This window comes from Streptomyces sp. NPDC048606, from assembly GCF_040650855.1.
GTDB lineage: Bacteria > Actinomycetota > Actinomycetes > Streptomycetales > Streptomycetaceae > Streptomyces.
Map to the genome: position 1 here is coordinate 12,246 of NZ_JBEZIB010000039.1, position 24,483 is coordinate 36,728.

23 protein-coding genes are annotated in these 24,483 nt (G+C 74.3%); 14 read left to right on the plus strand and 9 right to left on the minus strand.

Annotation, left to right across the window (positions count from 1 at the left end):
* Positions 1-56: 56 nt before the first annotated feature.
* The gene (locus AB0D01_RS32580; protein WP_363061630.1) at positions 57-692 is read right to left on the minus strand and encodes a TetR family transcriptional regulator; all 636 of its coding nucleotides are present in this window, start codon (positions 690-692) and stop codon (positions 57-59) included.
* A gap of 227 nt (positions 693-919) precedes the next feature.
* On the opposite strand from AB0D01_RS32580, the gene AB0D01_RS32585 reads away from it, so the two are divergent.
* The 5 genes from AB0D01_RS32585 (at position 920) to AB0D01_RS32605 (ending at position 5,554) form a co-directional block, all read left to right on the plus strand.
* Positions 920-2,251 carry a glycosyltransferase family 4 protein gene (locus AB0D01_RS32585; protein ID WP_363061632.1) on the plus strand — a complete coding sequence of 444 codons (1,332 nt, stop codon included), beginning with the start codon at positions 920-922 and terminating at the stop codon, positions 2,249-2,251.
* A gap of 142 nt (positions 2,252-2,393) precedes the next feature.
* A complete protein-coding gene (locus AB0D01_RS32590; protein ID WP_363061634.1) occupies positions 2,394-3,128 on the plus strand; it encodes a class I SAM-dependent methyltransferase in 735 nt (244 codons plus the stop codon).
* On the plus strand, positions 3,125-4,216 hold the full coding sequence (locus AB0D01_RS32595) for a prenyltransferase (RefSeq protein WP_363061636.1): 1,092 nt from the start codon (positions 3,125-3,127) through the stop codon (positions 4,214-4,216). The genes AB0D01_RS32590 and AB0D01_RS32595 overlap by 4 nt, the downstream gene beginning before the upstream one ends.
* Before the next feature lie 211 nt (positions 4,217-4,427).
* Positions 4,428-5,090, plus strand: coding sequence for a hypothetical protein (locus AB0D01_RS32600; protein WP_363061638.1), 663 nt, complete (start codon positions 4,428-4,430; stop codon positions 5,088-5,090).
* A gap of 26 nt (positions 5,091-5,116) precedes the next feature.
* Positions 5,117-5,554 (plus strand): hypothetical protein, encoded by a 438-nt coding sequence (locus tag AB0D01_RS32605; protein WP_363061639.1) that lies wholly within the window; start codon positions 5,117-5,119, stop codon positions 5,552-5,554.
* Here AB0D01_RS32605 and AB0D01_RS32610 read toward each other — a convergent pair.
* From AB0D01_RS32610 to AB0D01_RS32630, 5 genes are all read right to left on the minus strand, one after another.
* Entirely contained in the window at positions 5,551-6,561 is a 1,011-nt protein-coding gene (locus AB0D01_RS32610) for an LLM class F420-dependent oxidoreductase (RefSeq protein ID WP_363061641.1), read from the minus strand. The two genes, AB0D01_RS32605 and AB0D01_RS32610, sit on opposite strands and share 4 nt — an antisense overlap.
* A 166-nt stretch (positions 6,562-6,727) precedes the next feature.
* Complete coding sequence (locus AB0D01_RS32615; RefSeq protein WP_363061643.1) at positions 6,728-7,525, minus strand: DUF5336 domain-containing protein; 798 nt, start codon at positions 7,523-7,525, stop codon at positions 6,728-6,730.
* Positions 7,526-7,674: 149 nt separating this feature from the next.
* Complete coding sequence (locus tag AB0D01_RS32620; RefSeq protein WP_363061645.1) at positions 7,675-8,691, minus strand: N-acetylmuramoyl-L-alanine amidase; 1,017 nt, start codon at positions 8,689-8,691, stop codon at positions 7,675-7,677.
* A 149-nt stretch (positions 8,692-8,840) separates the two neighbouring features.
* Entirely contained in the window at positions 8,841-9,491 is a 651-nt protein-coding gene (locus tag AB0D01_RS32625) for a class I SAM-dependent methyltransferase (protein WP_363061752.1), read from the minus strand.
* Positions 9,492-9,580: 89 nt separating this feature from the next.
* On the minus strand, positions 9,581-9,985 hold the full coding sequence (locus AB0D01_RS32630; protein ID WP_363061647.1) for a hypothetical protein: 405 nt from the start codon (positions 9,983-9,985) through the stop codon (positions 9,581-9,583).
* 156 nt (positions 9,986-10,141) lie between these two features.
* Here AB0D01_RS32630 and AB0D01_RS32635 point away from each other — a divergent pair, with 156 nt between their 5' ends.
* Entirely contained in the window at positions 10,142-12,274 is a 2,133-nt protein-coding gene (locus tag AB0D01_RS32635; RefSeq protein ID WP_363061649.1) for an acyl-CoA dehydrogenase family protein, read from the plus strand.
* A 12-nt stretch (positions 12,275-12,286) separates the two neighbouring features.
* Positions 12,287-13,474: a lipid-transfer protein gene (locus AB0D01_RS32640; RefSeq protein WP_363061651.1), complete on the plus strand. Its 1,188-nt coding sequence runs from the start codon at positions 12,287-12,289 to the stop codon at positions 13,472-13,474.
* Positions 13,475-13,539: 65 nt separating this feature from the next.
* Here the strand turns inward: AB0D01_RS32640 and AB0D01_RS32645 are convergent, their stop codons facing one another.
* Positions 13,540-14,865, minus strand: coding sequence for an amidohydrolase family protein (locus tag AB0D01_RS32645; RefSeq protein ID WP_363061653.1), 1,326 nt, complete (start codon positions 14,863-14,865; stop codon positions 13,540-13,542).
* A 267-nt stretch (positions 14,866-15,132) separates the two neighbouring features.
* Between AB0D01_RS32645 and AB0D01_RS32650 the strand changes: the two genes are divergently transcribed.
* Positions 15,133-16,374 (plus strand): cytochrome P450, encoded by a 1,242-nt coding sequence (locus tag AB0D01_RS32650; protein WP_363061754.1) that lies wholly within the window; start codon positions 15,133-15,135, stop codon positions 16,372-16,374.
* A 50-nt stretch (positions 16,375-16,424) separates the two neighbouring features.
* Here AB0D01_RS32650 and AB0D01_RS32655 read toward each other — a convergent pair whose 3' ends face one another.
* Positions 16,425-16,844 carry a DNA-binding response regulator gene (locus AB0D01_RS32655; protein ID WP_363061655.1) on the minus strand — a complete coding sequence of 140 codons (420 nt, stop codon included), beginning with the start codon at positions 16,842-16,844 and terminating at the stop codon, positions 16,425-16,427.
* 298 nt (positions 16,845-17,142) lie between these two features.
* On the opposite strand from AB0D01_RS32655, the gene AB0D01_RS32660 reads away from it, so the two are divergent.
* Genes AB0D01_RS32660 through AB0D01_RS32670 form a run of 3 tightly spaced genes read left to right on the plus strand, consistent with a single transcriptional unit; the run spans position 17,143 to position 20,076 of the window.
* Positions 17,143-17,997 carry a MaoC/PaaZ C-terminal domain-containing protein gene (locus AB0D01_RS32660; protein WP_363061657.1) on the plus strand — a complete coding sequence of 285 codons (855 nt, stop codon included), beginning with the start codon at positions 17,143-17,145 and terminating at the stop codon, positions 17,995-17,997.
* 34 nt (positions 17,998-18,031) lie between these two features.
* Positions 18,032-19,108, plus strand: a complete 1,077-nt coding sequence (locus tag AB0D01_RS32665; protein ID WP_363061659.1) for a Zn-dependent alcohol dehydrogenase — start codon at positions 18,032-18,034, stop codon at positions 19,106-19,108.
* A gap of 23 nt (positions 19,109-19,131) precedes the next feature.
* Positions 19,132-20,076, plus strand: coding sequence for a 3-oxoacyl-ACP reductase (locus AB0D01_RS32670; protein WP_363061661.1), 945 nt, complete (start codon positions 19,132-19,134; stop codon positions 20,074-20,076).
* Between the two features lie 58 nt (positions 20,077-20,134).
* On the opposite strand, the gene AB0D01_RS32675 is transcribed toward AB0D01_RS32670, so the two are convergent.
* Positions 20,135-21,229, minus strand: coding sequence for a hypothetical protein (locus tag AB0D01_RS32675; protein ID WP_363061663.1), 1,095 nt, complete (start codon positions 21,227-21,229; stop codon positions 20,135-20,137).
* Positions 21,230-21,533: 304 nt separating this feature from the next.
* Between AB0D01_RS32675 and AB0D01_RS32680 the strand changes: the two genes are divergently transcribed.
* From AB0D01_RS32680 to AB0D01_RS32690, 3 genes are read left to right on the plus strand one after another with little or no spacing between them, the layout of a single operon-like run.
* On the plus strand, positions 21,534-22,391 hold the full coding sequence (locus tag AB0D01_RS32680) for a Nif3-like dinuclear metal center hexameric protein (protein WP_363061665.1): 858 nt from the start codon (positions 21,534-21,536) through the stop codon (positions 22,389-22,391).
* Positions 22,388-23,131 (plus strand): C4-type zinc ribbon domain-containing protein, encoded by a 744-nt coding sequence (locus tag AB0D01_RS32685; protein WP_363061756.1) that lies wholly within the window; start codon positions 22,388-22,390, stop codon positions 23,129-23,131. The genes AB0D01_RS32680 and AB0D01_RS32685 overlap by 4 nt, the downstream gene beginning before the upstream one ends.
* Positions 23,131-24,459: a bifunctional RNase H/acid phosphatase gene (locus AB0D01_RS32690; RefSeq protein WP_363061667.1), complete on the plus strand. Its 1,329-nt coding sequence runs from the start codon at positions 23,131-23,133 to the stop codon at positions 24,457-24,459. Before AB0D01_RS32685 ends, AB0D01_RS32690 begins: the two co-directional genes overlap by 1 nt.
* Positions 24,460-24,483 lie beyond the last annotated feature (24 nt).

Below are 24,483 nucleotides of genomic sequence, written 5' to 3' on the forward strand. Positions count from 1 at the left end.
GCCGCGGAGTGCCTGGTGTTCCGCCCGGGGCCCGGGTGGGGGTGGCGGGGGTGGGATCAGGACTTTTCCGGGGACGTCAGGTCGATCAGGCGGCAGACCGTTTCGATGTCGATCTTGACCTGGGCGATCGAGGCGCGGCCCGAGAGCCAGGTGATCAGGGCGGAGTGCCAGGTGTGCTCGATGACGCGGACCGCCGAGAGCTGCTGCGCCGTCGGCGGGGCGTCCAGGCCCATCGCGTCGAGGACGATCGCCGTGGTCAGCCGCGAGACCGTGTCCACCTCGGGGCTCACGCTGCGGTCCGCGAAGGTCAGGGCGCGGACCATGGCGTCCGCCAGGTGCGGTTCCCGTTGCAGGGCGCGGAAGGCCCGCATCAGGGTCTCCGCGACCCGCTCCGCCGGGTCCTCCGCCGCCGGGGGGCGCTTGCGCAGCGTCGTGTGCATGTGCTGGAGCTGGTCCTGCATGGTGGCCACCAGCAGGTGCACCTTCGAGGGGAAGTACCGGTACAGCGTGCCGAGCGCGACGCCGGCGGCCTCCGCGACCTCCCGCATCTGGACGGCGTCGAAGCCGCCCCGGCTGGCCAGCTGCGCGCTGGCGTGCAGGATCCGGCGGCGGCGTGCCTCCTGGCGTTCCGTCAGGGGAGGGGACGCCGGTGTGGTCGCCGGTTTCGTGACGGCCTTCGCTTCCGCTGTCATGTGTCCCGTTCCTGGCGTTCCGTGTCGTTGCGGCGGCTGATTCCGGGATGGTTCGGGGGTCAGCATGTCAGGCGTGCGAGCCGTGGCGCGAATCACCTGCTCCGCCTCTTACGGTGTGGTTTCCGGCCGGTAGATTCAATGGTCTTCGACGGATCAAGTCTGAAACTTGTTCTACATTATCCGAGCGGTTACGCTCCGGCGAAAGTGCAGGGAGAAGGGGGCCGAGAGTGACCGCTGAGGCCATGGTGACGAGCCCTTTCGAGGGATCCGCCACCGACGGCGACCGCCCGTTGCGCATCGCACTCCTCACCTATAAGGGGAACCCGTTCTGCGGCGGTCAGGGCGTCTACGTCCGCCACCTCTCGCGCGAGCTCGTGAAGCTGGGCCACTCCGTCGAGGTGATCGGCGCACAGCCCTACCCGGTCCTCGACACCGGCGCCACGCTCACCGAACTGCCGAGCCTGGACCTGTACCGCAGCCCCGACCCGTTCCGCACGCCCAAGCGCGACGAGTACCGGGACTGGATCGACGCCCTGGAAGTCGCGACGATGTGGACCGGCGGCTTCCCCGAGCCGCTGACGTTCTCGCTGCGCGCCCGCCGCCACCTGCGCGCCCGCGCGGGCGAGTTCGACGTCATCCACGACAACCAGACCCTCGGCTACGGCCTGTTGGCCGACCTCGGCGCCCCCCTGGTGACGACCGTCCACCACCCGATCACCGTGGACCGCAGGCTCGACCTCGCGGCCGCCAAGGACCGCAAGAAGCGCGCCTCCGTGCGCCGTTGGTACGCCTTCACCCGCATGCAGGGCCGCGTCGCCCGACGCCTGGACTCCGTGCTGACCGTCTCCGGATCCTCCCGGCAGGAGATCGCCGAACACCTCGGCGTCCCCGACCGGCGCATCCACGTCGTGCACATCGGCGCCGACACCGACCTGTGGTCGCCCGACGCCTCCGTCGCCGAGGTCCCCGGGCGGATCGTGACGACCTCCAGCGCCGACGTGCCGCTCAAGGGCCTGGTGCACCTCGTCGAGGCCCTCGCGAAGCTGCGCACCGAACGCCCCGACGCCCACCTCGTCGTCGTCGGCAAGCGCGCCGAGAGCGGACCGGTCGCCCGCGCGATCGAGAAGTACGACCTCCAAGGCGCGGTCCGCTTCGTCAAGGGCGTCACCGACGCCGAACTGGTCGACCTCGTGCGCGGCGCCCAGGTCGCCTGCGTGCCCTCCCTCTACGAGGGCTTCTCGCTCCCGGCCGCCGAGGCCATGGCCACCGGCACCCCGCTGGTCGCCACCACCGGCGGGGCCATCCCCGAGGTGACCGGCCCCGACGGAGAGACCTGCCTGGCCGTGCCGCCCGGCGACGCGGGGGCCCTGGCCGGGGCCCTGGGCCGACTGCTCGGGGACGCCGCACTGCGCGCCCGCCTCGGGGCGGCCGGTCGCGAACGCGTCCTGGCCCGCTTCACCTGGGCCAAGGCCGCCGAAGGCACCGTCCGGCACTACCGCGCCGCCATCGAGCGGCAGCGGGCCTCGGACGCCGGGCGCGACCGCCGATCCACCCGGTGACCTTCGCGGTGACCACGTCGGCGACCTCGCGTCCCGACCGTCCCCTCCGTCCCGCCCGCCTCTCCGGCCTCTCCAGCCCCTCCCGTCATTCCCGCACCATCCGCATCACCCTTCACCCCCGCGACAGCGAAGGCAGGCCCCCGTGCTGACCGTCGATTTCTCCAGGTTCCCGCTCGCCGCAGGCGACCGCGTGCTCGATCTGGGCTGCGGCGCAGGCCGGCACGCCTTCGAGTGCTACCGGCGCGGCGCCCAGGTGGTCGCCGTGGACCGCAACGGCGAGGAGATCCGCGAGGTCGCCAAGTGGTTCGCCGCCATGAAGGAGGCGGGCGAGGCGCCCGCCGGCGCCACCGCGACGGCCATGGAGGGCGACGCCCTCGCGCTGCCCTTCCCCGACGACTCCTTCGACGTCGTCATCATCTCCGAGGTGATGGAGCACATCCCCGACGACAAGGGCGTGCTCGCCGAGATGGTCCGCGTCCTCAAGCCCGGCGGCCGCATCGCGATCACCGTCCCGCGCTACGGCCCGGAGAAGATCTGCTGGACCCTCTCCGACGCCTACCACGAGGTCGAGGGCGGCCACATCCGCATCTACAAGGCCGACGAACTGCTCGGCAAGATGGAGGCCGCCGGCCTCAAGCCGTACGGCACCCACCACGCGCACGGACTGCACTCCCCGTACTGGTGGCTCAAGTGCGCCTTCGGCGTCGACAACGACCAGGCCCTGCCCGTGAAGGCGTACCACAAGCTCCTGGTCTGGGACATCATGAAGAAGCCCCTGGTCACCCGCCTCGCCGAGCAGGCCCTCAACCCCGTCATCGGCAAGAGCTTCGTGGCCTACGCGACCAAGCCGCACCTCCCCGTCGGCGCGGCCCAGTGAGCTCGCCCGGGCGCACCGCACCCGAACACCTCGTCCTGGAAGGCGTCCTGACCGCCGAACAGGCCGCCCTGACCGTCGCCGGGATCCTCGACGTCCAGCGGTCCGACGGGGCCATCCCCTGGTTCCGCGGCCACCACCTGGACCCGTGGGACCACACCGAGGCCGCCATGGCCCTCGACGCCGCCGGCGAACACGAGGCGGCCGAGCGCGCCTACGACTGGCTGGCCCGCCACCAGAACCGGGACGGCTCCTGGTACGCTGCCTACGCCGACCGGCCCGAGGGCGTCGACACCGACACCCCGCAGGACGCGAGCCGCGAGTCGAACTTCGTCGCGTACATAGCCGTCGGCGTCTGGCACCACTACCTGGCCACCGGCGACGACCCCTTCCTGGACCGGATGTGGCCGGCGGTCGTGGCCGCCGTCGAGTTCGTCCTCGCGCTCCAGCAGCCGGGCGGTGAGATCGGCTGGAAGCGGGAGGCGGACGGCACGCCCGTCACGGACGCCCTGCTGACCGGCTCCTCCTCCATCCACCAGGCGCTGCGCTGCGCCCTGGCCATCGCCGAACACCGCGGCGAGCCCCAGCCGGACTGGGAACTGGCGACGGGCGCGCTGGCGCACGCCATCCGCCGGCATCCCGAACGGTTCCTGGACAAGTCCCGCTACTCCATGGACTGGTACTACCCGGTGCTGGCCGGCGCGCTGACCGGACCCGAGGCGCGGGAGCGCATCGCCGGGCGGTGGGAGGAGTTCGTCGTCGCCGACCTCGGCGTGCGGTGCGTGCTGCCGAACCCGTGGGTGACGGGCGGGGAGTCCTGCGAACTGGCCCTCGCGCTGTGGGCGACGGGGGAGTCGGACCGGGCACTGGAGATCCTCCGGTCGATCGGGCACCTGCGCGCCGACAACGGCATGTACTGGACGGGCTACGTCTTCGAGGACCGGGCGGTGTGGCCCGTGGAACAGACGACCTGGACGGCGGGTTCCCTGCTGCTGGCCGTGGCGGCCCTCGGCGGGGACGAGGCCACCGGCCAGGTCTTCGGCGGCCTCGAACTGCCGACGGGCCTGGAGCCGGGCTGCTGCCGGCCCTGAGCCGGTCCGGGCGGCGGTGACGCGACCGCCCCGACCCGGGCCGCCCCGCGCGGCCCCGGCGGCCCGGGCCGGTCAGGGGCCCGGGGCGCCGGGGCGCACGGGGCGTACGGGGCGGCCCTGACGGCCGCGCCGCCCGAACGGCCGCGCCCGGTGGCGGGCCCGGTGCGGCGGGGCGAGGCTGCGGGGGACGCCCCCGTCCCCGGAGGAAACCGTGTCCACACCCAGAACCTCCCGACTGCGCCGCGCCCTGACGGCCCTTCTCGTGTCCACGGCGCTGCTCGCCGGCGCCACCGCCTGCGGCAGCGACGCGGCCTCCGGCGGCGGCGGTACGACCGCCGCGGCCCGCGGCGAGGAGATCTCCTCGGCCTCCGTCGCGGAGCTGGCCGCGCTCGCGGCGGCCGAGCCCGCCGCCGCCGAGGAGGACGCCGTCGCCGCGGCCACCCCCTCGCCCAGTACGAGCGCCGAACGGCAGAAGTTCGCCAAGACGCGCTTCGTCGCCAACGCCGGACTCGCGGCCGGGGCGACGTACCAGTGGATCGTCAAGCCGTACCGCGAGGGCAAGTTCAAGAAGGGCGCGAGCGGGCGCACGTTCGCGCTCATCAAGGCCGGTCTCGCGGGTGCCTTCGCCTACAACCGGCTGAAGGCCGCCACCGAGAACGCCAAGGGCGACCCGCTGCTGTCGAAGGCCGTGGCGCCGCTGACGGCGGGCATCGAGTCCCTCAAGGGGCTGGCGACCAAGCTCCGCAAGGGGCAGGCGGGCGACGCCGACATCGACGCCTTCAACAACGTCATCAACGGGGTGAAGGAGGCGGGCAAGAACGCCGGCGCCGCCGTCACCGACAAGGTCCCGAGCCTGTCCCAGCTGGGCGGATAGCCCGGCGGGCTGTTTGAATGACCGGCGTGATCGAGTTCCTGTGCCTGGCCGCCCTCGCCGCCGCCACCGGCTGGCTGGTGCGCCGCAAGCAGCGTCAGCGGGTGGCCGCCGGACCCCCGGCCGGGATCCCCGGCATGGCCCGGCGGCCCGCGGGCGAGGGCCGCTGGCGCGCCGGCACCCTCCACGGCGACCAGGGCGCCCCCGAAGACGGGGGCGCCCTCGCGCGGTGGGAGCCCCGGCGCGGCCCCGCCGTCGCCCTGGCCGGGGCCCGCGCCACCGGCGTACGGGTGCCCACCGTCCGGGAGGGCGTCAGCATCAACCCGGGCTCGCGGATCGTGGCCTGCGTCCTCGAAGGCGGCGACACGATGGAGATCGCCGTGATGCCGCTGGACGTCTCCGGGCTCCTGGAGGTCGTCCCCCGGGCCGACCCGGAGCCGCCGGAGGTTCCGGAAGGGACGGCCTAGGAGTTCAGTTCGGCCAGCACCCGCAGGGTGTGCGGGTCCGGGGCGGTGACGAGCAGGTCCGTGACGGGGCCCTTGCGCCACAGCTCCAGCCGTTCCGCGATCCGTTCACGGGGCCCGACCAGGGAGATCTCGTCGGCGAAGGCGTCCGGGACGGCGAGGACCGCCTCCTCCTTGCGGCCGGCGAGGAACAGTTCCTGGATCCGCCGGGCCTCCTCCTCCCAGCCCATGCGCCCCATCAGGTCGGCGTGGAAGTTGCGGGCCGCGTGCCCCATGCCGCCGATGTAGAAGCCGAGCATCGCCTTGACCGGGAGCAGCCCCTCGGCGACGTCGTCGCAGACCCTGGCCCGCGCCATCGGGGCGATCATGAACCCCTCGGGCAGGTCGCTCAGCGAGGCCAGGTAGACGTCCGTGCGGGTGGGGGACCAGTACAGCGGCAGCCAGCCGTCCGCGATGCGGGTGGTCTGCGCGATGTTCTTCGGGCCCTCCGCACCGAGGAGGACGGGCAGGTCCGCGCGCAGCGGGTGGGTGATGGGCTTGAGGGCCTTGCCGATGCCGGTTCCGTCGGCGCCGCGGTACGGATGCCGGTGGAAGCGGCCGTCCAGGGCGACGGGGGCCTCGCGGCGCAGCACCTGGCGGATGACGTCGACGTACTCGCGGGTGGCGGTGAGCGGGCTCGCGGGGAAGGGGCGCCCGTACCAGCCCTCGACCACCTGGGGTCCCGACAGGCCCAGGCCCAGCGTCATCCGGCCGCCGGAGAGGTGGTCCAGGGTGAGGGCGTGCATGGCGGTGGCGGTGGGGGTGCGGGCGGCCATCTGCGCGATGGCGGTGCCCAGGCGGATCCGGGAGGTGTGGGCGGCGATCCAGGTGAGCGGGGTGAAGGCGTCGGAGCCCCAGGCCTCGGCGGTCCACACCGAGTCGTAGCCGAGCCGTTCGGCCTCGGTGGCGAGGTCGAGGTGGTTCCGGGCGGGGCCGCGTCCCCAGTAGCCGAGTGCGAGTCCGAGCCTCATGGAAGTCCCCCAGCGGTAGCAGCGGTGTCCGGCGCGAGCGGGATCCGACACCCGGGGCAAGGGATACGGGATCTGACGGACCATCAGGCCGCGCGTCAGGTGACTGTAGGGCAACGGCCCCCCGCCCGGAAGGGCGGGGGGCCGTCGGTGGGGCCGGGGCGCGGGTTCAGCCGCGCTGGATGCCCGAGGTGTCGTTCAGGACCCCGCGCCGGCCGTCCTGGGTCTGCGCGATCAGCGTGGACGGGCCGCGCTGGTCGACGGCCAGGTACCAGGTGCCGGGGGCCAGCTCCGCGATCGGGGTGGGGGAGCCGTCCTCGCCGAAGAGGGGACGGGCCACCGGGACGGCGAACCAGAACGGCGCGAAGTCCGCCGGAGCGGGCGCCGGGGTGTCCTGCGGGCCGGGGGCGGGGGTGCCGCCGTAGGGCGGGACCGGCTGCGGGGTGGAGCCGTAGCCCGGCTGCTGCTGGGCGCCGGGGTAGCCGTACCCGCTGCCGGGCTGCTGCTGGCCGCCGTAGGGCGGGACGGCGGCGGGCCGCGACTCGGGGACGAGCGGGCCGGCGAGCGCCGGGACCTTCGATCCGGCGATCGCCACGCCGGCGAGGGCCAGCGTGGACAGGAAGGCGATGATCGCGCCGGCGCCCAGGTCGGCCTTGGCGGGGCTGGTGATCAGCGACCACAGGGAGGACCAGGCCGCCGAGACGGCCAGTACGGTCCCCCACGCCGCGAGCGGCAGGCCGGCGAGCTTGCGGCCCTCGGGCAGGAAGCGGCCGGCCAGCAGCAGGCCCGCCGCGATGAACCCGATCAGGAAGATGCTGGGCAGGGCCAGGCCGTAGACGTCGGTGTCCCACACGCTCGGGAGGTCCAGGCCGGTGGCTGAGTAGTAATCGAGGAACGAGGCGATGAACAGCAGCACCGCTGCTCCGATCACCACGCCGTCGCCTCGAGTGAGGGAGCGGATGTTCACGTCTCAGGTGTCCTTCTCGGTCTCGGTCGTCTCGTGGTGCCGCGGTCGCAGACCAGGGCTGGAGCGTGGCGGGCCACCATGGTACGGAGGTTTCCCGCGGCCGAGAGGACCGGGGCGGTGGGCCGCCCCGGCGCGATGCCCCCGGGGGGCTACCCGCCCAGGAATCCGACGATGCCGTCGGCGATGCCCTGCGCGGCCTTCTGGCGCCACTCCGGACTCGTCAGCCGTTCCGCGTCCTTGGCGTCACGCATGTTGCCGCATTCGACGAACACCTTGGGCCGAGTCGAGAGATTGAGGCCTCCCAGATCGTCACGGACGACCAAACCCGTGCCCGAACCGAGGTAGTTGGCCGGTCCCGATCCGGTCGTGCGCGCGAAGTTCGCGCCGATCTTCTCGCCGAGCTCCCGGGAGGGGGCCACGATCGCGGCGGTGTCCGCGGCGCCGCCCTTGACCCGGGCGGGCAGGATGACGTGGTAGCCGCGGTTGCCCGCGGAGGTGCCGTCGGCGTGGACGGAGACGACGGCGTCGGCGACCGCGGCATTGCCGATCCGGGCCCGCTCGTCGATGCAGGGGCCGAAGGCGCGCTCGCCCTCGTGGGTGAGGACCACCTTGACGCCCCGCGCCTCCAGGATCGCCTTCATCCGGCGCGAGACGTCCAGGGAGAACTCCGCCTCCTTGTACCCGGAGGCTGTGGTGGTGCCCGTGGTGTCGCATTCCTTGCGGGTGGTGCCGATGTCGACCTTGCGGTTGATCTCGGTGGTGTGCTGGAAGTTGTTGGTGTTGTGCCCGGGGTCGATGACCACGGTCCGGCCGGCCAGGGGGCCCTTGGCCGGGGCCGGCGTGCCCGCCGGACCCGACGGGGCGGCGGGGGAGCCCGTCGCGGTCGTCGCGGTCGTCGTGGGCGAGGCGGAGCCCGGGGCGCCCGTCCGGGCCTTCGCGTCGGCGCCCGGGGAGCTCGCGTGCGAGGCCGTCACCGGCAGGGTCCGCGGCTGTTCCGGGCCGGAGCCCGACCCGGAGAGCGCCTGGCTCACCATCCAGCCCGCCAGACAGGTGGGGGCGAGGGCCGCCGCGGCCACCACGAGGGTGGAGCGGCGCGCGTACCAGGGCCGGTCCGGGCTGATCGAGGAGGCGGACTCGGGCTGCGGGGGGCTGTCGTCGTAGCGCACCTCGCGATGCTAGAACGGCCCCCCGACGCCCGTCCGGACCGTGGGCCGTTCGAGGGCGTGGTGTGACTGTCCGCTTGTATGACGCCCGTCCGGGTGGCGGCCCGGCGGTCCGGCGGGCCGCCCCGGCGGCGTCCGCGCGCGGACACCCCTCAGATGCCGGAGCCCGTACGCCGCAGGACGCGCAGCGAATCGGTCACCGAGACCTCCTCGAACGCGCCGGAGGCCAGGGCGCGCAGGTAGATCCGGTACGGGGCCTGTCCGCCGTCGGCCGGGTCGGGGAACACGTCGTGGATCACCAGGGTCCCGCCCACCGCGAGGTGCGGCGCCCAGCCCTCGTAGTCGCCGTTCGCGTGCTCGTCGGTGTGGCCCCCGTCGATGAAGACGAAGCCGAGCGGGCCGCCCCAGACCGCGGCCACCTGCGGGGAGCGACCCACCAGGGCGACGACGTGCTCCTCCAGGCCGGCCCGGTGCAGGGTCCGGCGGAAGGTCGGCAGGGTGTCCATCAGCCCGACCTCCGGGTCCACCACGGTCGGGTCGTGGTACTCCCAACCCGGCTGCTGCTCCTCGCTGCCCCGGTGGTGGTCGACGGTCAGGGCGGCCACCCCGGCCTCGCGGGCCGCGTCGGCCAGCAGGATCGTGGAGCGCCCGCAGTACGTGCCGACCTCCAGCAGGGGCAGGCCGAGCGCGCCGGCCTCGGCGGCGGCCGCGTACAGGGCGAGGCCCTCCCGTACGGGCATGAACCCCTTGGCCGCCTCGAAGGCGCTGAGGGTCTCCGGCTTGGGGGTGGCGGTGGCGGCCATGGTGCCTCCGGGTGCGTCGTGGGCGGTGCGGCGCCCCATGCTGCCCTACCCATCGGTAGCCGTCCACGGCGGGGCGGCCCGCGGGCGGCTCAGGGGCGGTAGCGGCGCGGGGCGCTCGTACCGCAGGCCAGGCACACCCACCAGTCCCGCACGAAGCCGTCGGTGTCCGGGCGGGGCGCGGTGGCGACCTCGCACTCCTCCTCTCCGCAGAACGGGCAGCCGCCTCCCGCGGGGTCCAGGCGCCGCATCGCCACCATCGCGCCGTCGCCCGGCCGCAGATGGCCCACCCCGCCGCAGGCCGGGCAGGTCCACCACCGCTCCGGCCTCGGCGCGGGCGGGGCCCCGCCCCACCGGTTGCGGGTGCGGTGGACCGGCCGCTCGCGCACCCCGTGCCCGCAGTCGGGGCAGGGGAGGCCCTCCACGGCCTCCACGGCCTCCGTGTTCTCGGTGTTCTCCGCGTTCCCTGCGTTCTCCGTGTTCCGCACGGTGGTCACCCCCTCGTTCCGTCGGGGTCCGGGAACCCCGGTGCAGCCCATCGCACGCGGGCGCGCGGCGCAAGGGCCCGACCGGAGCGGGCCGGGGCGGGGCGGGAGGAGAAACACCCCGAACTGACCTTCCGTCAGATTGGAACGTGTTCTAGTCTGCCGCGCATGGGCATCGGAATCACGCAAGAGCAGCGGGAGTTGGCCGAGGCCGTGCGCGGCTGGGTGGCGCGCACGGTGCCGCCCGAGGAGGTGCGCGGGCTCCTCGACGGCCCGCCCCGCGCCGGCGCCCGGCCCGCCTGGTGGGACGCGTTGGCGGCGGCCGGGCTGCTGGAGCCCCACCTGGAGGGCGGGACGCTGCTGGACCTGGCCGTCGTGGTGGAGGAGGCCGCCCGGGGGGCGCTGCCCGGACCGTTCCTGCCGAGCGCGCTGGCCTCCGTACTCCTGGACCGGGCGGGGGCCGAGCCCCTCGACGGGCGGATCGGCGCCGTCGCGCTGGATCCCGGCACCCTCACCGCCACCACCGCCCCGGACGGCGGACACGTCCTCGACGGGCTCGCACCCCCCGTCCTCGGCGCCGGCGAGGCGGAACTCGTCCTGCTCGCCGCCGAGACCGCCCGCGGCACCCGCTGGTTCGCGGTCGACGCCGCCGCGCTGGACGTCCGCACCCACGAGAGCGCCGACCCGACCCGCCCCACCGCCGAGGTGCGGGCGCGCGCGGTCACCGTCGGCCCCGACCGCCTGCTGGAGCTGGACGAGGCCCTCGTCCGGGACCTCGCCTGCGTCCTGTTCGCCGCCGACGCCTGCGGCACCGCCGCCTGGGCGGTGCGCACGGCCGCCGAGTACGCGAAAACACGTGAACAGTTCGGTCGACCGATCGGGCGCTTCCAGGGCGTCAAGCACCTGTGCGCCGACATGCTGGTCCGCCTGGAACAGGCCCGCGCACTGGCCTGGGACGCCGCCGGCAGCGCCCACGAGAGCCCCGAGACCCGCTCCCTGGTCGCCGCCCTCGCCGCGGGCACCGCCCTCGACGCCGCCTGGTCCTGCGCCAAGGACTGCATCCAGATCCTCGGCGGCATCGGCTTCACCTGGGAGCACGACGCCCACATCCACCTGCGCCGCGCCCTCGTCGCCCGACAGCTCCTGGGCCCCGGCGACGAGCACCGCGTGCGCGCCGTACGCCTCGCCGCCGCCGGAGCCCGCCGCGCACTGCGCCTCGAACTGCCCGAGGCCGCCGAGGTCCACCGGGAGGGCGCCCGCGCCGCCGCGCACGCCGCCCGCGGCCTCGACCCGGCCGCCGCCCGCAAGGCCCTCGCCCCCACCGGCTACGCCGCCCCCCACCTCCCGCCCCCCTACGGGCGCGGCGCCGGCCCCCTCGAACAGCTCGTCGTGCAAAGGGAGATGGAGGCGGCCGGCGTCAGGATCTCCGAACTCGGCATCGCCACCTGGATCCTGCCCTCGCTCATCGCCTACGGCACCGACGCCCAGCGCGAGGCCTGGGTCCTGCCCACGCTGCGCGGGGACGCCACCTGGTGCCAGCTCTTCTCCGAGCCGGGCGCCGGCTCCGACCTGGCCTCCCTGCGCACCCGGGCGGAACAGACCGAGGACGGCTCCTGGAAGGTCAACGGGCAGAAGGTGTGGACGAGTTCGGCCCACACCGCCGACTTCGGGATCCTCCTCGCCCGCACCGACCCGACCGCGCCCAAGCACAAGGGCCTCGGCTACTTCGTCGTCGACATGCGCCACACCCCCGGCATCGACGTCCGCCCCCTCAAGGAGATCACCGGCGAGGCCCTCTTCAACGAGGTGTTCCTCGACGACGTCCTCCTGCCCGCCGACGCCCTCGTCGGCGCCCCCGACGGCGGCTGGCGCGTCGCCCGCAACACCCTCGGCAACGAGCGGGTCCACATGGCCGACCAGATGACCTTCGACACCGGGCTGGAGGCCCTCCTCGCCCGCTCCGCCGACCTCGACGGCTCCCACCGCGCCCGGATCGGGGCACTGGCCGCCGAGGCCCACGCCCTGGCCTGCATCGGGCTGCGCACCACGCTCCAGCAGGTGTCCGGGCTGGAGCCCGGCGCGGGGGCCTCCGTACGCAAGCTCGTGCAGACCCCCCACCAGCAGCGGACCGCCGAACTCGCCCTCGAACTGCTGGGCCCGCGGGGCGCGGTGCGGGAGGGCGCGGGGGAGCGGGCGGTGCACGGCGTGCTCATGTCCCGCTGCCTGACCATCGCCGGGGGCACCACGCAGGTCCAGCTCAACGTCGTCGCCGAGCGGATGCTCGGCCTTCCCAGGGACTAGGAGCGGTCAGCCATGAAGTCGTACATCGTGGGCGTCGGCATGACGAGGTTCGAGAAGCCGGAATCCCGGGACTGGCAGTACTGGGACATGGTCAAGGAGGCGGGCACGGCCGCCCTCGCCGACGCGGGCGTGGACTACGGGCTCGTCGAGCAGGTGCCCGTGGGCCACTGCTTCCAGGCCTCCACCGCGGGCCAGCGGGCCGCGTACGAACTGGGCCTGACGGGCGTGCCCGTCTACAACGTCAACAACAACTGCGCGACCGGCTCCACCGCCCTGATGATGGCCCGGCAGTTCGTCGAGGGCGGGATCAGCGACTGCGTGCTCGCCCTCGGCTTCGAGAAGATGAAGCGCGGGGCGCTCGGGGGCGGCGCGGACGGCGGCGACTTCAAGACCTCCCCCGTCGCCCGCCACTACGGAATCATGGCCGCGGCCCACGGCTTCGAGATGTCCCCGCCCACCGCGCAGATCTTCGGCAACGCCGCCCGCGAGCACATGGAGCGGTACGGGACCACCCCGGCGCAGCTCGCGGCGGTCGGGGCCAAGAACCACCGGCACTCCGCGAACAACCCGAACGCGCAGTTCCAGGACGTGTACACGGTCGAGGAGGTCCTCGCGGCCAAGTCCATCCACGACCCGCTGACCAAACTCCAGTGCTCGCCCACCTCCGACGGGGCGGCGGCCGCCCTCGTCGTCTCCGAGCGGTTCCTCGTACGGCACGGGCTGCACGATCGGGCCGTCGAGATCGTCGCCCAGGCCATGACCACCGACACCGGGGAGAGCTTCGGCGGCTCCTGCATCGACGTCGTCGGCAAACCCATGACGGCCGCGGCGGCCCGCCGGGTCTACGAGCGCTCGGGACTCGGCATCGAGGACGTCGACGTCATCGAGCTGCACGACTGCTTCTCCGTCAACGAACTGCTGACCTACGAGGCCCTCGGCATGTGCGCCGACGGGGCCTCGGGCGCGCTCGTCGAGAGCGGGGCCACCACCTACGGCGGCCGCTGGGTGGTCAACCCCTCCGGCGGGCTCATCTCCAAGGGACACCCGCTCGGCGCGACCGGCCTGGCCCAGGCGGCGGAACTGGTGTGGCAGCTGCGCGGCGAGGTCGGACCCCGGCAGGTGCCGGGCGCCGGGGTGGGCCTCGCCCACAACATCGGGCTGGGCGGCGCGGCCGTGGTCACGATGCTGCGCCGCGGCTGACGGGGCCCGCCCGCCACCCCGCCGGAGCCGGCGGGGTCGCGGAGCCGGCGGGGTGGCGGGGTCGCTCAGGCGGTTCGGACGCGGGCGAGGCCCGGCATCAGCCGCAGGGCGTTGTCCCGGTTGACGCCGCGCCGCTGCTCCACCGTGAAGGCGGGGTCGGCGGCCAGGGCGGGCACCGCGAGGTCCGTGACCACGCCGGCCGGGCAGGCGGGCCAGTCGCTGCCGAACAGGATCCGGTCGGGGGAGACCACCGCCATCAGCGTGCCCGCGGGGGAGAGCGGGCCGGCGGTGTCGTAGTAGAAGCGGCGCAGGTGGTCCCGTACGGCCGCCGGGTCGACCGGGGGGTCGAAGGCGTGGGCGAAGGCCTCCATCCGGGTCGCGATCTGCGGCAGGAACCCGCCGCCGTGGGGGAGGATCACCGACAGGTTCGGGAAGCGGTCCAGGGTCCGGGTACGGATCATGTTGGCGGCGGCCCGCGTGGTGTCCAGCAGGAAGTCGCAGAGGAAGTTCGGCACCCCGGGCACGGTGGCCCCGGGCCCCCCGAGAGCTCCGCCGAGCACGCCGGGCCCGCCGGGCCCTCCCGGCCCGCCGGCTTCACCCGGCCTTCCCGGCCCGCCCTGCCCGCCCGGGGCTCCTCCCGGTCGGCTCCCCGGCCCTCCCGGTCCGCCCGGTCCGCCCGGTCCGCCCGGCCTTCCGGGCCCGCCGGTTCCGCCGGTTCCGCCCGGCCCTCCGGGCCCCGCGTGCGTCCCCGGGCCGCCCGGGGCCCCCGGGGCTCCTCCCGGTCGGCCGGCCGGCGGGGGTGGGGTCGGGAGGTTGTGGGGGTGGGTGTCCACCACCGCCGACCGCTCGTCCAGTTCGGCGAAGATCCCGTCGTACGAGGGGTCCCCGAGGTAGACGCCGCCGTGGTTCGCCGTCACGTTCACCCCGACCGCGCCCAGCTCGTCCAACCCGTACCGCAGCGCCCACGAGGAGACCCCGGGGTCCTCCAGGAACAGCGGCGCGTGGAAGGCGAACCGCCCCGGATGCGCCTCGACCACCTCCGCGGCCGCCTCCAGGGTGACCCTGATCGCCTCCCGCAGCTGCGCCGGGTCCGCGTACCGCGCCGGCAGCATCGGCTTGAGCACGGCGGTGGCGATCCCCGCCCCGTCCATCACCGCCAGGGCGCTCGACGCGTCCCAGGACGCCCACGGGGGCAGCGCCCGCGGGTGGACCAACCCCTCCCGCTCGGCCCACGTCCGCCAGGCCGGGGCGCAGAAGTGGTGGTGGACGTCGATCACCGCCCCGCTGCCGTCGTCACCCCCGACCGCCCCGGCGACCCCGGCCGCTTCGAGGGGGGCGGCCGGTCGGGCCGCCCCACCGGTGGTGACACCGCTCGCACCGTAATCCGGCATGCGCGCATTCCTTTTCGTCGGGCCGCCGTCGGAGATTTCCTTCGCGGAAAGGAGGGAATCCCCGCCACCCTAGGACGGCCCCCCGCCGCACCACCCGCCCGGGAATTCCCCCGAGGGAGCTTTCGCCTCCGAACGGGTCAATGCGGTTTCGTCCCTCTCCCACCCCGGGAAAGGTGGCGACGGTTCGATTCCGCATGACCTGGAGGCGCGCACGTGACGACTGAACGGGCAGTGGCGGTGAGCGACGATCCCGCGCTCCGCGAGGCGATGGCGGCGGCGACGACGAGCCCACCCGAATTCCGTACGTGCCCCTATCCGGTCTACCGGACCCTGCGCGAGCAGGCCCCCGTGGTCCGCCTCACCCCCGGCCACGGCGTGGACACGTACCTCATCACGGGGTACGAGGAAGCCCACGCCGCCTTCGCCGATCCGCGGATCGGCAAGGACATGCACGAGGCCATCGACCTCTACCACGCCCTGTTCGGCGACGCCTGCGAGGCCCTCGACGACAACCTCCTCTTCGCGGACCCGCCCCGGCACACCCGGCTGCGCCAGATCGCCAAGAACGCCTTCACCCCGCGCCACGTCAAGGAGCTGCGCCCGCACATCCAGGAACTCGCCCAGGAGTTCCTGGACCGCTGCCCGACCGACGAGCCCGTCGACCTGATGAGCTCCTTCGCCCTGCCGCTGCCCGTCATGGTCATCTGCGAGCTGCTGGGCATCGTCGGTCAGGAACGCGTCGAGGTCCTGCAATGGTTCTCCGTCGTGACGCGGTCCCGTTTCAGCCGGGAACTGAAGGCCGATCTCGCCGAGGCCGAGCACTGGCTGTGGGATTACTTCAAGCGCCACATCGAGCTCACCCGTGAGCGGCCCACGGACGATTTCCTGAGCCTGCTCGTGGAATCGGAACACGAGGACGGCCCGCTCACCGACGAGGAACTCGTCTCGATGATGTGGGTGCTGCTCTTCGCGGGCCACAAGACGACCACCCTGCAGATCGGGAACTGCGTCTACAACCTGCTCACCCACCCGGAACAGCTCCGGGCGATCCAGGAGGACCGGGAACTCCTCCCGCAGGCCATCGAGGAACTCCTGCGGTTCGAGGGCTCCGTGGAGACCTCCACCTTCCGGTACGCGCTGGAGGACCTGGAGATCGGCGGGACCACCATCCCGAAGGGGGCGCTCGTGCAGATCGCGATCGCCGCCGCGAACCGGGACCCGGAGAAGTTCCCCGCGCCGGACACCCTCGACGTGACGCGCGAGCACCTCCAGAGCACCCACCTCGGATTCGGCTACGGCTCCCACTACTGCCTGGGCGCCCCGCTGGCCCGCCTGGAGCTGGAGATCTGCCTGACGGCCCTGCTCGACCGCTTCCCGGACATGGTCCTGGCCCTGCCGTCGTCGCAGGAGGGGGACTGGCTCAAGGGCCCCTTCCCCGCCTTCCGGGGGCTGGAGAAGCTCCCGGTGGTGCTGGACCCGTCGCGGACCGTGGACGACTGGACGCTCTGACCGGGCCCGGTCGCCGCGCCGGTCCGAGTCCTACGGGAGCCCTCCGCCTTCTACGGGAGCCCTCCGCCGATCTCCGGCGGAGGGCTCCCGTGCGTACGGCGCGCGGGTCCGGTCAACGCGGGGTCCACCACCGTCTCGCCCATGGAGGCCCGCCGCAGGCAGTCGGCCAGTTCCTCCACCGGGCCGTCCCGCAGCACCAGCCCCGAGGCGCCCGCCGCCGAGGCCTCCTCCCACAGGCCCGGCCGGGCCCAGCCGGCCATGACCAGCACCCGGCACTCCGGCTCCTCGGCCAGCAGCCCCGCCACCGCCTCCGGTTCCTCCACCAGGGCCACCTCCGGCCTGGCCAGGGTCGACGCGATCACCTCGATGTCCGGCTGGAGCCCGAGGCGCAGCGCCAGCGCCGGGTTCGGCGGCACCAGCAGCACGCGCAGGGATCGGGAGGTCCGGTGCGTCACGGGCATTTCGTCCATGCCGGCAGGCTAGCCGGCGGAGGCCCGCCCGTCCCGCAACGCGCCACGGCCGACAGTGATCTGACGTGCGGTCAGGAGTCTTCCCAACTGCTGGGGGGTGCGTTATACATGGCCTTCGGTCGGCCCTAGAACGCGTTCTAGAACCGACCCCGTGGACGACCTCGGCGCGGCCGACGGTGCGGACGACCGCGCCGGGGTCTTCCCAGGACCGTGCCCGCGACCCGCGGGCCCGCTCCGTACGCGGTCCGGTTCCACCGACCCGGGTTCCACCGAGTTCCAGACAGGGAGCAGCGTCCTCATGCCGATCGATGCCGCCAAGGCCCTCGCCGCCGAACCCCGCCAGGGAGAGATCGGCTGGGACCACAAGGACATCCAGCTCTACCACCTCGGCCTCGGCGCGGGCCTGCCCGCGACCGACCCCGACGAGCTGCGCTACACCCTGGAGTCCAAGCTCCACGTGCTCCCCAGCTTCGCGACCGTCGCCGGCGCCGGCATGGCCATGATGGGCGGGCTCGCCGCCCCCGGCATCGACGTCAACCTCGCCGCCGTCCTGCACGGCGGGCACACCATCGCGCTGCACCGGCCGATCCCCGTCCGGGGGCGGGCCACCACCACCTCCAAGGTCGCCGCCGTGTACGACAAGGGCAAGGCGGCCGTGATCGTGCTGCGCTCCGAGGTCGCGGACGCCGACGGGCCGCTGTGGACCTCCGACGCGCAGATCTTCGTCCGGGGGGAGGGCGGCTTCGGCGGCGAGCGCGGACCGTCCGCCCGCGAGGAACTGCCCGAACGCGCCCCGGACCGGATCGAGGAGCGGCGCATCCGCGACGAGCAGGCCCTCCTCTACCGCCTCTCCGGCGACTGGAACCCCCTGCACGCCGATCCCGAGTTCGCCAAGCTCGCCGGCTTCGACCGGCCCATCCTGCACGGCCTGTGCTCGTACGGGATGACCCTCAAGGCCGTCGTCGACACCGTCCTGGACGGGGACGTCTCCCGGGTCCGCTCCTACCGCACGCGCTTCGCCGGGATCGTCTTCCCCGGCGAGACGCTCCGGATGCGGATGTGGCGGGAGCCCGGCCGCGTCCTGGTCTCGGTCACCGCCGTCGAACGCGACGACGCGCCGGTCCTCGCGGACACCGTCGTCGCACACGCGTAACGCCCGCCGCCCGACCACCCCAAGGAGCCGCACCGTGCGCGCAGCACTGCAGAGCGAGATAGGTCAGGACAAGCTGGAGGTCGTCGAGGACATGGAGGCCGTGGGCTTCGGCCCCGGCAAGGTCAGGATCCGGGTCAGGGCCACCGGCCTGTGCCACTCCGACCTCTCCGCGATGAGCGGCGTACTGCCGCAGCCCGCCCCCTTCATCCCGGGCCACGAGGGCTCCGGGGAGATCGTGGACGTGGGCGACGGGGTCACCGGCCACGCCATCGGCGACCGGGTCCTCGTCTGCTGGCTGCCGCCCTGCGGCCACTGTCCCGCCTGCCGGCGCGGCCAGGGCCACCTGTGCCTGGAGGCCTTCGGGAACGTCGCCACCCCCAACTTCCGTCGCGCGTCGAGCGACATCTTCGGCTTCGCGGGCACGGGCACCTTCGCCGAGGAGATGGTCGTACCGGCGTCCTGCGCCATTCCGATCCCCGACGACCTCCCGTACGACATCGCCGCCCTGATCGGCTGCGGGGTCACCACCGGACTGGGCGCCGCCATCAACACCGCGAAGGTGGAGGCCGGCTCCTCGGTCGCGGTCATCGGCTGCGGCGGCGTCGGGATCTCCGTCATCCAGGGCGCCAAGGTGCAGGGCGCGGCCCAGATCGTCGCCGTCGACCCCGTCGCCTCCCGGCGCGAGGCGGCGCTGCGCTTCGGGGCCACCGAGGCGGTCGCGCCGGACGCGTTCGGCGACGCCAAGAACCGGATCACCGCCGGCGAGGGCTTCGACTACGTCTTCGAGGTCGTCGGGAAGTCCGCGACCACGCAGACCGCGTACGAGATGACCCGGCGCGGCGGGTCCGTGGTCGTGGTGGGCGCGGGCGCCCTCGACGACAACTACTCGATCAACATGTTCTCGCTGTTCTTCGACGAGAAGAAGATCCTGCCGTCCATGTACGGCGGCGGGGACGTGCTCCGCTCCTACGAGCGCACCATCGCCCTGTGGCGGGCCGGCCGGGTGGACCTCGCCGGCCTGATCACCCACCGGGTCTCGCTCGCCGAGATCAACGACGCCCTCGACCAGATGCGTACGGGCACGGCCCTGCGCACCTGCATCGAACTCTGACCGCTTCGAGAGGAACGCCGAGCATGTCACTGCCACTTGAGGGGCTCAGCGCCATCGTGACCGGAGCCGGTCGCGGTCTCGGCCGGGCGGAGGCGATCGAACTCGCCCGGCTGGGCGCGAGCGTGGTCGTCAACGACTTCGGCCAGAGCGGCCGTGACGGCTCGGGGGAGGCCTCGGCCGCCCCGGCCGAGGCCGTCGCCGAGGAGATCCGCGCGGCGGGCGGGCAGGCGGTGGCCCACCTGGGCGACGTGGCCGACTTCGAGCAGGCGCGGGAACTGGTCGCCCTGGCCGTGGACCGCTTCGGGAAGCTGGACGTCCTCGTGAACAACGCGGGGATCCTGCGCGACCGGATGGTCTTCTCGATGTCGGAGGACGAGTGGGACTCGGTGATCCGGGTCCACCTCAAGGGTCACTTCAACACCACGCACTTCGCCTCCGCGCACTGGCGGGAACGGTCCAAGGCGGCGGGCGGCCCGGTCTACGGCCGGATCGTGAACACCTCCTCGGAGGCCTTCCTCGGAGGTTCCGCGGGCCAGCCCAACTACGCGGCGGCCAAGGGCGGCATCGTCGGCCTGACCACCTCGACCGCCCTGGCCCTGGCCAAGTACGGGGTCACGGCCAACGCGATCTGCCCGCGCGCCCGCACCCGGATGACCGAGGACGTCTTCGCGGGGTTCCAGGTCCCCGAGGAGGGCCGGCTCGACGCCCTCGCCCCCGAGCACGTGGCCCCGCTGGTCGGCTACCTGGCCTCGCCGGCCTCGGCCAAGGCCAACGGGCAGCTGTTCGTGGTCCACGGCGGGATCGTGGTGGTGATGGAGCGTCCCAGGGTGGCGGCCAAGTTCGACACCACGAAGGAGGCGTTCTCGTACCAGGAGCTGGACGAGGTGCTCAGCGCCCACTACGACGGCCGCCCCCCGAACGAGACCTTCGCGGCGGCCGAGGTCCTGGGCCTCAGGCACGGCGGCTGAACCCCGCCCCGCCCGCCCCCCCGCCCGGCCCCCGGCCCGTTCCGGTCCGCGACCCCGCTCAGCCCAGCGGTGCCTGCTGCAACGGGACCGGGCGGACCGGGTCGGGGGCCGGGGGTTCCGGGCGGACCGGCGCGGGCGGCGCCGCGGGCGGCGCAGCGGGCCGGCTCAGGCCCACGAGCCCGCAGGGCACGTCCGGGGTGGAGTACGGGAGGTGCAGGCGGCCCTCCGCGCTCCACAGCCCGGTGCCGAGCCAGCCGACCGGCGCGCCGAGCCGGAAGACGTACCGGTCGGCGGGGCTCCACAGGGCGAGCCCGGACGCCCCCACGCGCAGGGCGACCCCGCAGGTCTCCGGCATGAGCACCTGGCCCGGCTGGACGGCGAAGGGGTGCGCGTCCTCGATGCGCAGGCACTCGGGGAAGCGCACCGGGCGGGCGCTGCCGAGGACGCCCCAGCCGAGCCGGTCCTCACCCGGGGCGTTCGAGCGGATCATCAGCAGTCCGCTGTCGGGGTCGGCCAGCAGCAGGCGGTCGTCGCTGTCCTCGGCGATCTGGAGCAGCGGGGTGACCTCGCCGCCCCGGTCCAGGTCCACGGCCACGGCCTTCGTGCGGCCCCCGTGCTCGTGGTCCAGCGCCAGCAGACGGCCCGTACGGTCCAGCCAGACCCCGCCGGAGCAGCGGCCGGGCAGGGTGGCGACCGGTTCGGGGCCGGCGCCGGAGGGGCCGCCGGCGACCCGCCAGACGGTGCTCCCCCCGTCCTCCACCGTCAGGGCGTGGGCCCCGCTCCCGTCGGGGGACGGCGGCAGCAGGCGGACCCGCAGTCCCTCGCGCGCCCCGATCCCGCCGAGCGGGCGTTCCCCGGTGCGCGGGCCGCCCGCCGCGCCGCCCGAGGGGTACAGCAGGGCGAAGGCGTGCCGGTCGGCCACCCGGCGGTGGATCAGCACCCGACCGTCCGCGAGCGGCAGCACCTCGCTGTCCGACTCCTCCGGCTGCGCCGAGGGCAGCGGCACCGCGTACGGCTCCGGCCCGCCGAGCGTCCAGCGCTCGGGGTAGCGCGCGTCGCCGACCCCGGCCAGCCGCGCGGCGTAGGCCCCGTCGGCGGCGATCGTGAACGGGGCGGTGGTCGTCGTCTCGATCTCGGTGGCACAGACAGTCATCCGGGCCGTCACCTCCGGGGAGGAAGCTAGTTTTCGCCCTTCCCGCCGAACAACACGACCTCACAGGCTTCACACGTAAGGGTGGCCACGCGGCGGTTCGGCTGTGGGGGAGCGCGCGATTGTGCTGTTGCATATCGGGGCGTTTGGGATGTGGCCCCGGTCGGGGCCGCCCCGCTCGCACGGTCGTTCGCCCGTCCGCTCCCGGATCCGGGCCGCGGGACCGGGGCGCGGTGGCCGGCCGGGGCCGACCGGGGGCCGGCCGGGGGGCAGGCCGGGCGGTCGCCACGGACGGTAGCCTTGGCCTGTGCCCCGTCTCAATGAAGTGATCGCAGCGCTGGACGCCCTCTGGCCCCCCTCGCGGGCCGAGCAGTGGGACGCCGTCGGCACCGTCTGCGGCGACCCCGACGCCGAGGTCTCCCGCGTGCTGTTCGCCGTGGACCCCGTCCAGGACGTCGTCGACGAGGCCGTGAAGCTGGGCGCCGACCTGGTCGTCACCCACCACCCCCTCTACCTGCGCGGCACCACCACCGTGGAGGCGGGCACCTTCAAGGGCCGCGTCGTGCACACGCTGATCAAGAACGACATCGCGCTGCACGTCGCCCACACCAACGCCGACACGGCCGACCCGGGTGTCTCCGACGCCCTCGCCGGCGCCCTCGACCTGCGGGTGGTCGGCCCCCTCGTGCCCGACCCCACCGACCCGGCGGGCCGCCGGGGCCTCGGCCGGATCTGCGAGCTGGACCACCCCGAGACCCTGCGCGAGTTCGCCGCCCGCGCCGCCGCCCGGCTGCCGCGCACCGCGCAGGGCATCCGCGCGGCCGGCGACCCCGACGCCCTGATCCGTACGGTCGCGGTGAGCGGCGGCTCCGGCGACAGCCTCTTCGAGCGGGTCCGTGCCGCCGGCGTGGACGCGTTCCTCACCGCGGACCTGCGCCACCACCCGGTGTCCGAGGCCCGCGAGCAGAGCCCGCTCGCCCTCGTCGACGCCGCCCACTGGGCCACGGAATGGCCCTGGTGCGAGCAGGCCGCCGCCCAGCTCGACGCGATCTCCGAGCGCCACGGCTGGGGTCTGCGGACCCACGTCTCGCGCACGGTCACCGACCCCTGGACGGCGCACGCGCCGTCCGTCACTCCCCCTTCTCACTCAGGAGCCCCCAACTGAACGCCGAGCCCGCCGACCAGATCCGACTCCTCGACGTCCAGGCCCTGGACGTCCGGCTGTCTCAGCTCGCCCACAAGCGCAAGTCGCTGCCGGAGCACGCCGAGGTCGACTCCCTGACCAAGGACCTCTCCCAGCAGCGCGACCTCCTCGTCGCCGCCCAGACCCAGGCCAGCGACGCGGCCCGCGAGCAGACCAAGGCGGAGCAGGACGTCGACCAGGTGCGTCAGCGCGCGGCCCGCGACCAGCAGCGCCTGGACACCGGCGTGGGCATCTCGGCCCGGGACCTGGCGAACCTCCAGAGCGAGGTCGTCTCCCTCGCCAAGCGGCAGGGCGACCTGGAGGACGTGGTCCTGGAGGTCATGGAGCGCCTTGAGTCCGCCCAGGAGCGGGTCACCGAGCTGACCGGGCGCGTCTCCGCGCTGGAGGCCAAGCTCGCCGACGCCACCTCCCGCCGCGACGCCGCGACCGGCGAACTCGACGCCGAGGCCGCGAAGATCGCCAAGGACCGCGAGGTCATCGTCGCGTCCATGCCCGCCGACCTGATGGGCCTGTACGAGAAGATCCGCGCCAAGCAGGGCGGCGTCGGCGCCGCGCGCCTGTACCAGCGCCGCTGCGAGGGCTGCCGCCTGGAGCTCGACATGGCCGAGGTCAACGAGATCAAGGGCGCCGCCGTCAACCAGGTCGTCCGCCACGAGAACTGCGGCCGCATCCTGGTCCGCGCGGCGGACTCGGGCATCTGATGCCCCGCTTCGTCGTAGAGGCGGACGGCGGCTCCCGGGGCAACCCGGGGCCCGCCGGCTACGGCGCGGTCGTCCTCGACCCGGCCACGGGCGAGACGCTCGCGGAGCGCGCCGAGTTCATCGGCGTCGCGACGAACAACGTCGCCGAGTACAAGGGTCTGATCGCCGGGCTCACGGCCGCCCGCGAACTGGCGGCGGACGCCGTCGTCCAGGTCCGCATGGACTCCAAGCTGGTCGTCGAGCAGATGTCGGGCCGCTGGAAGATCAAGCACCCGGACATGAAGCCGCTCGCGGCCGAGGCCGCGAAGATCCTCCCGCGCGCGCAGGTCACCTACGAGTGGATCCCGCGCGAGCGCAACAAGCACGCCGACCGGCTCGCCAACGAGGCGATGGACGCGGGCCGCCAGGGCCGGCAGTGGGAGCCGTCGGCCTCCTCGGCCGCGCTCGCCGCCGGACCGCCGGCCCCCGCCGGGCCGCCCGGGGACGCCGCGGCCGGGGCCGCCGCCGTCCGCGCCGCCCTCGCGGGTCGCGGGGCCGACGCGCGGGCCGCCCGCGGCCTCGCCGCCGAACCGGCCGCCGCGGACACCCTGTTCACCGGCGCGGCCGTCCTCACGGAGACCGCGGCGCCCGCCGCCGTGCCCGCCTCCGACGCGGCCTCCGGCGCGCCCGCCCCGGCCGGCGGCACCGGCTGGGGTCCCGACATGGGGGCGCCCGCCACGTTCGTGCTGCTGCGGCACGGCGAGACCGCCCTCACCCCGCAGAAGCGCTTCTCCGGCAGCGGGGGCACCGACCCGGAGCTGTCCCCGGCCGGCCGCCGCCAGGCCGCCGCCGTCGCCGAGGCCCTGGCCGCACGGGGCACCGTGCAGGCCGTCGTCACCTCCCCGCTGCGCCGCTGCCGGGAGACCGCCCAGGCCGTCGCGGACCGGCTCGGACTGCCGGTCACCGTCGAAGAGGGCCTGCGCGAGACGGACTTCGGCGCCTGGGAGGGACTGACCTTCGCCGAGGTACGGGAACGCTTCCCCGACGACCTCCAGGCGTGGCTGGACTCCCCGAAGGCGGCCCCCACGGGCGGCGGCGAGAGCTTCGCCGCCGTCACCCGCCGGGTCGGCGCCACCCGCGACCGCCTGGTCGCCGCGCACGCGGGCCGCACGGTCCTGCTGGTCACGCACGTGACCCCGGTCAAGACCCTGGTCCGCCTCGCCCTCGGCGCCCCGCCGGAGTCCCTGTTCAAGATGGAGCTCTCGGCCGCCTCCCTGTCGGCGGTGGCCTACTACGCCGACGGCAACGCCTCGCTGCGCCTCCTCAACGACACGTCCCACCTGCGCTGATCGCGCGGCCCGGGGTACCGCGCC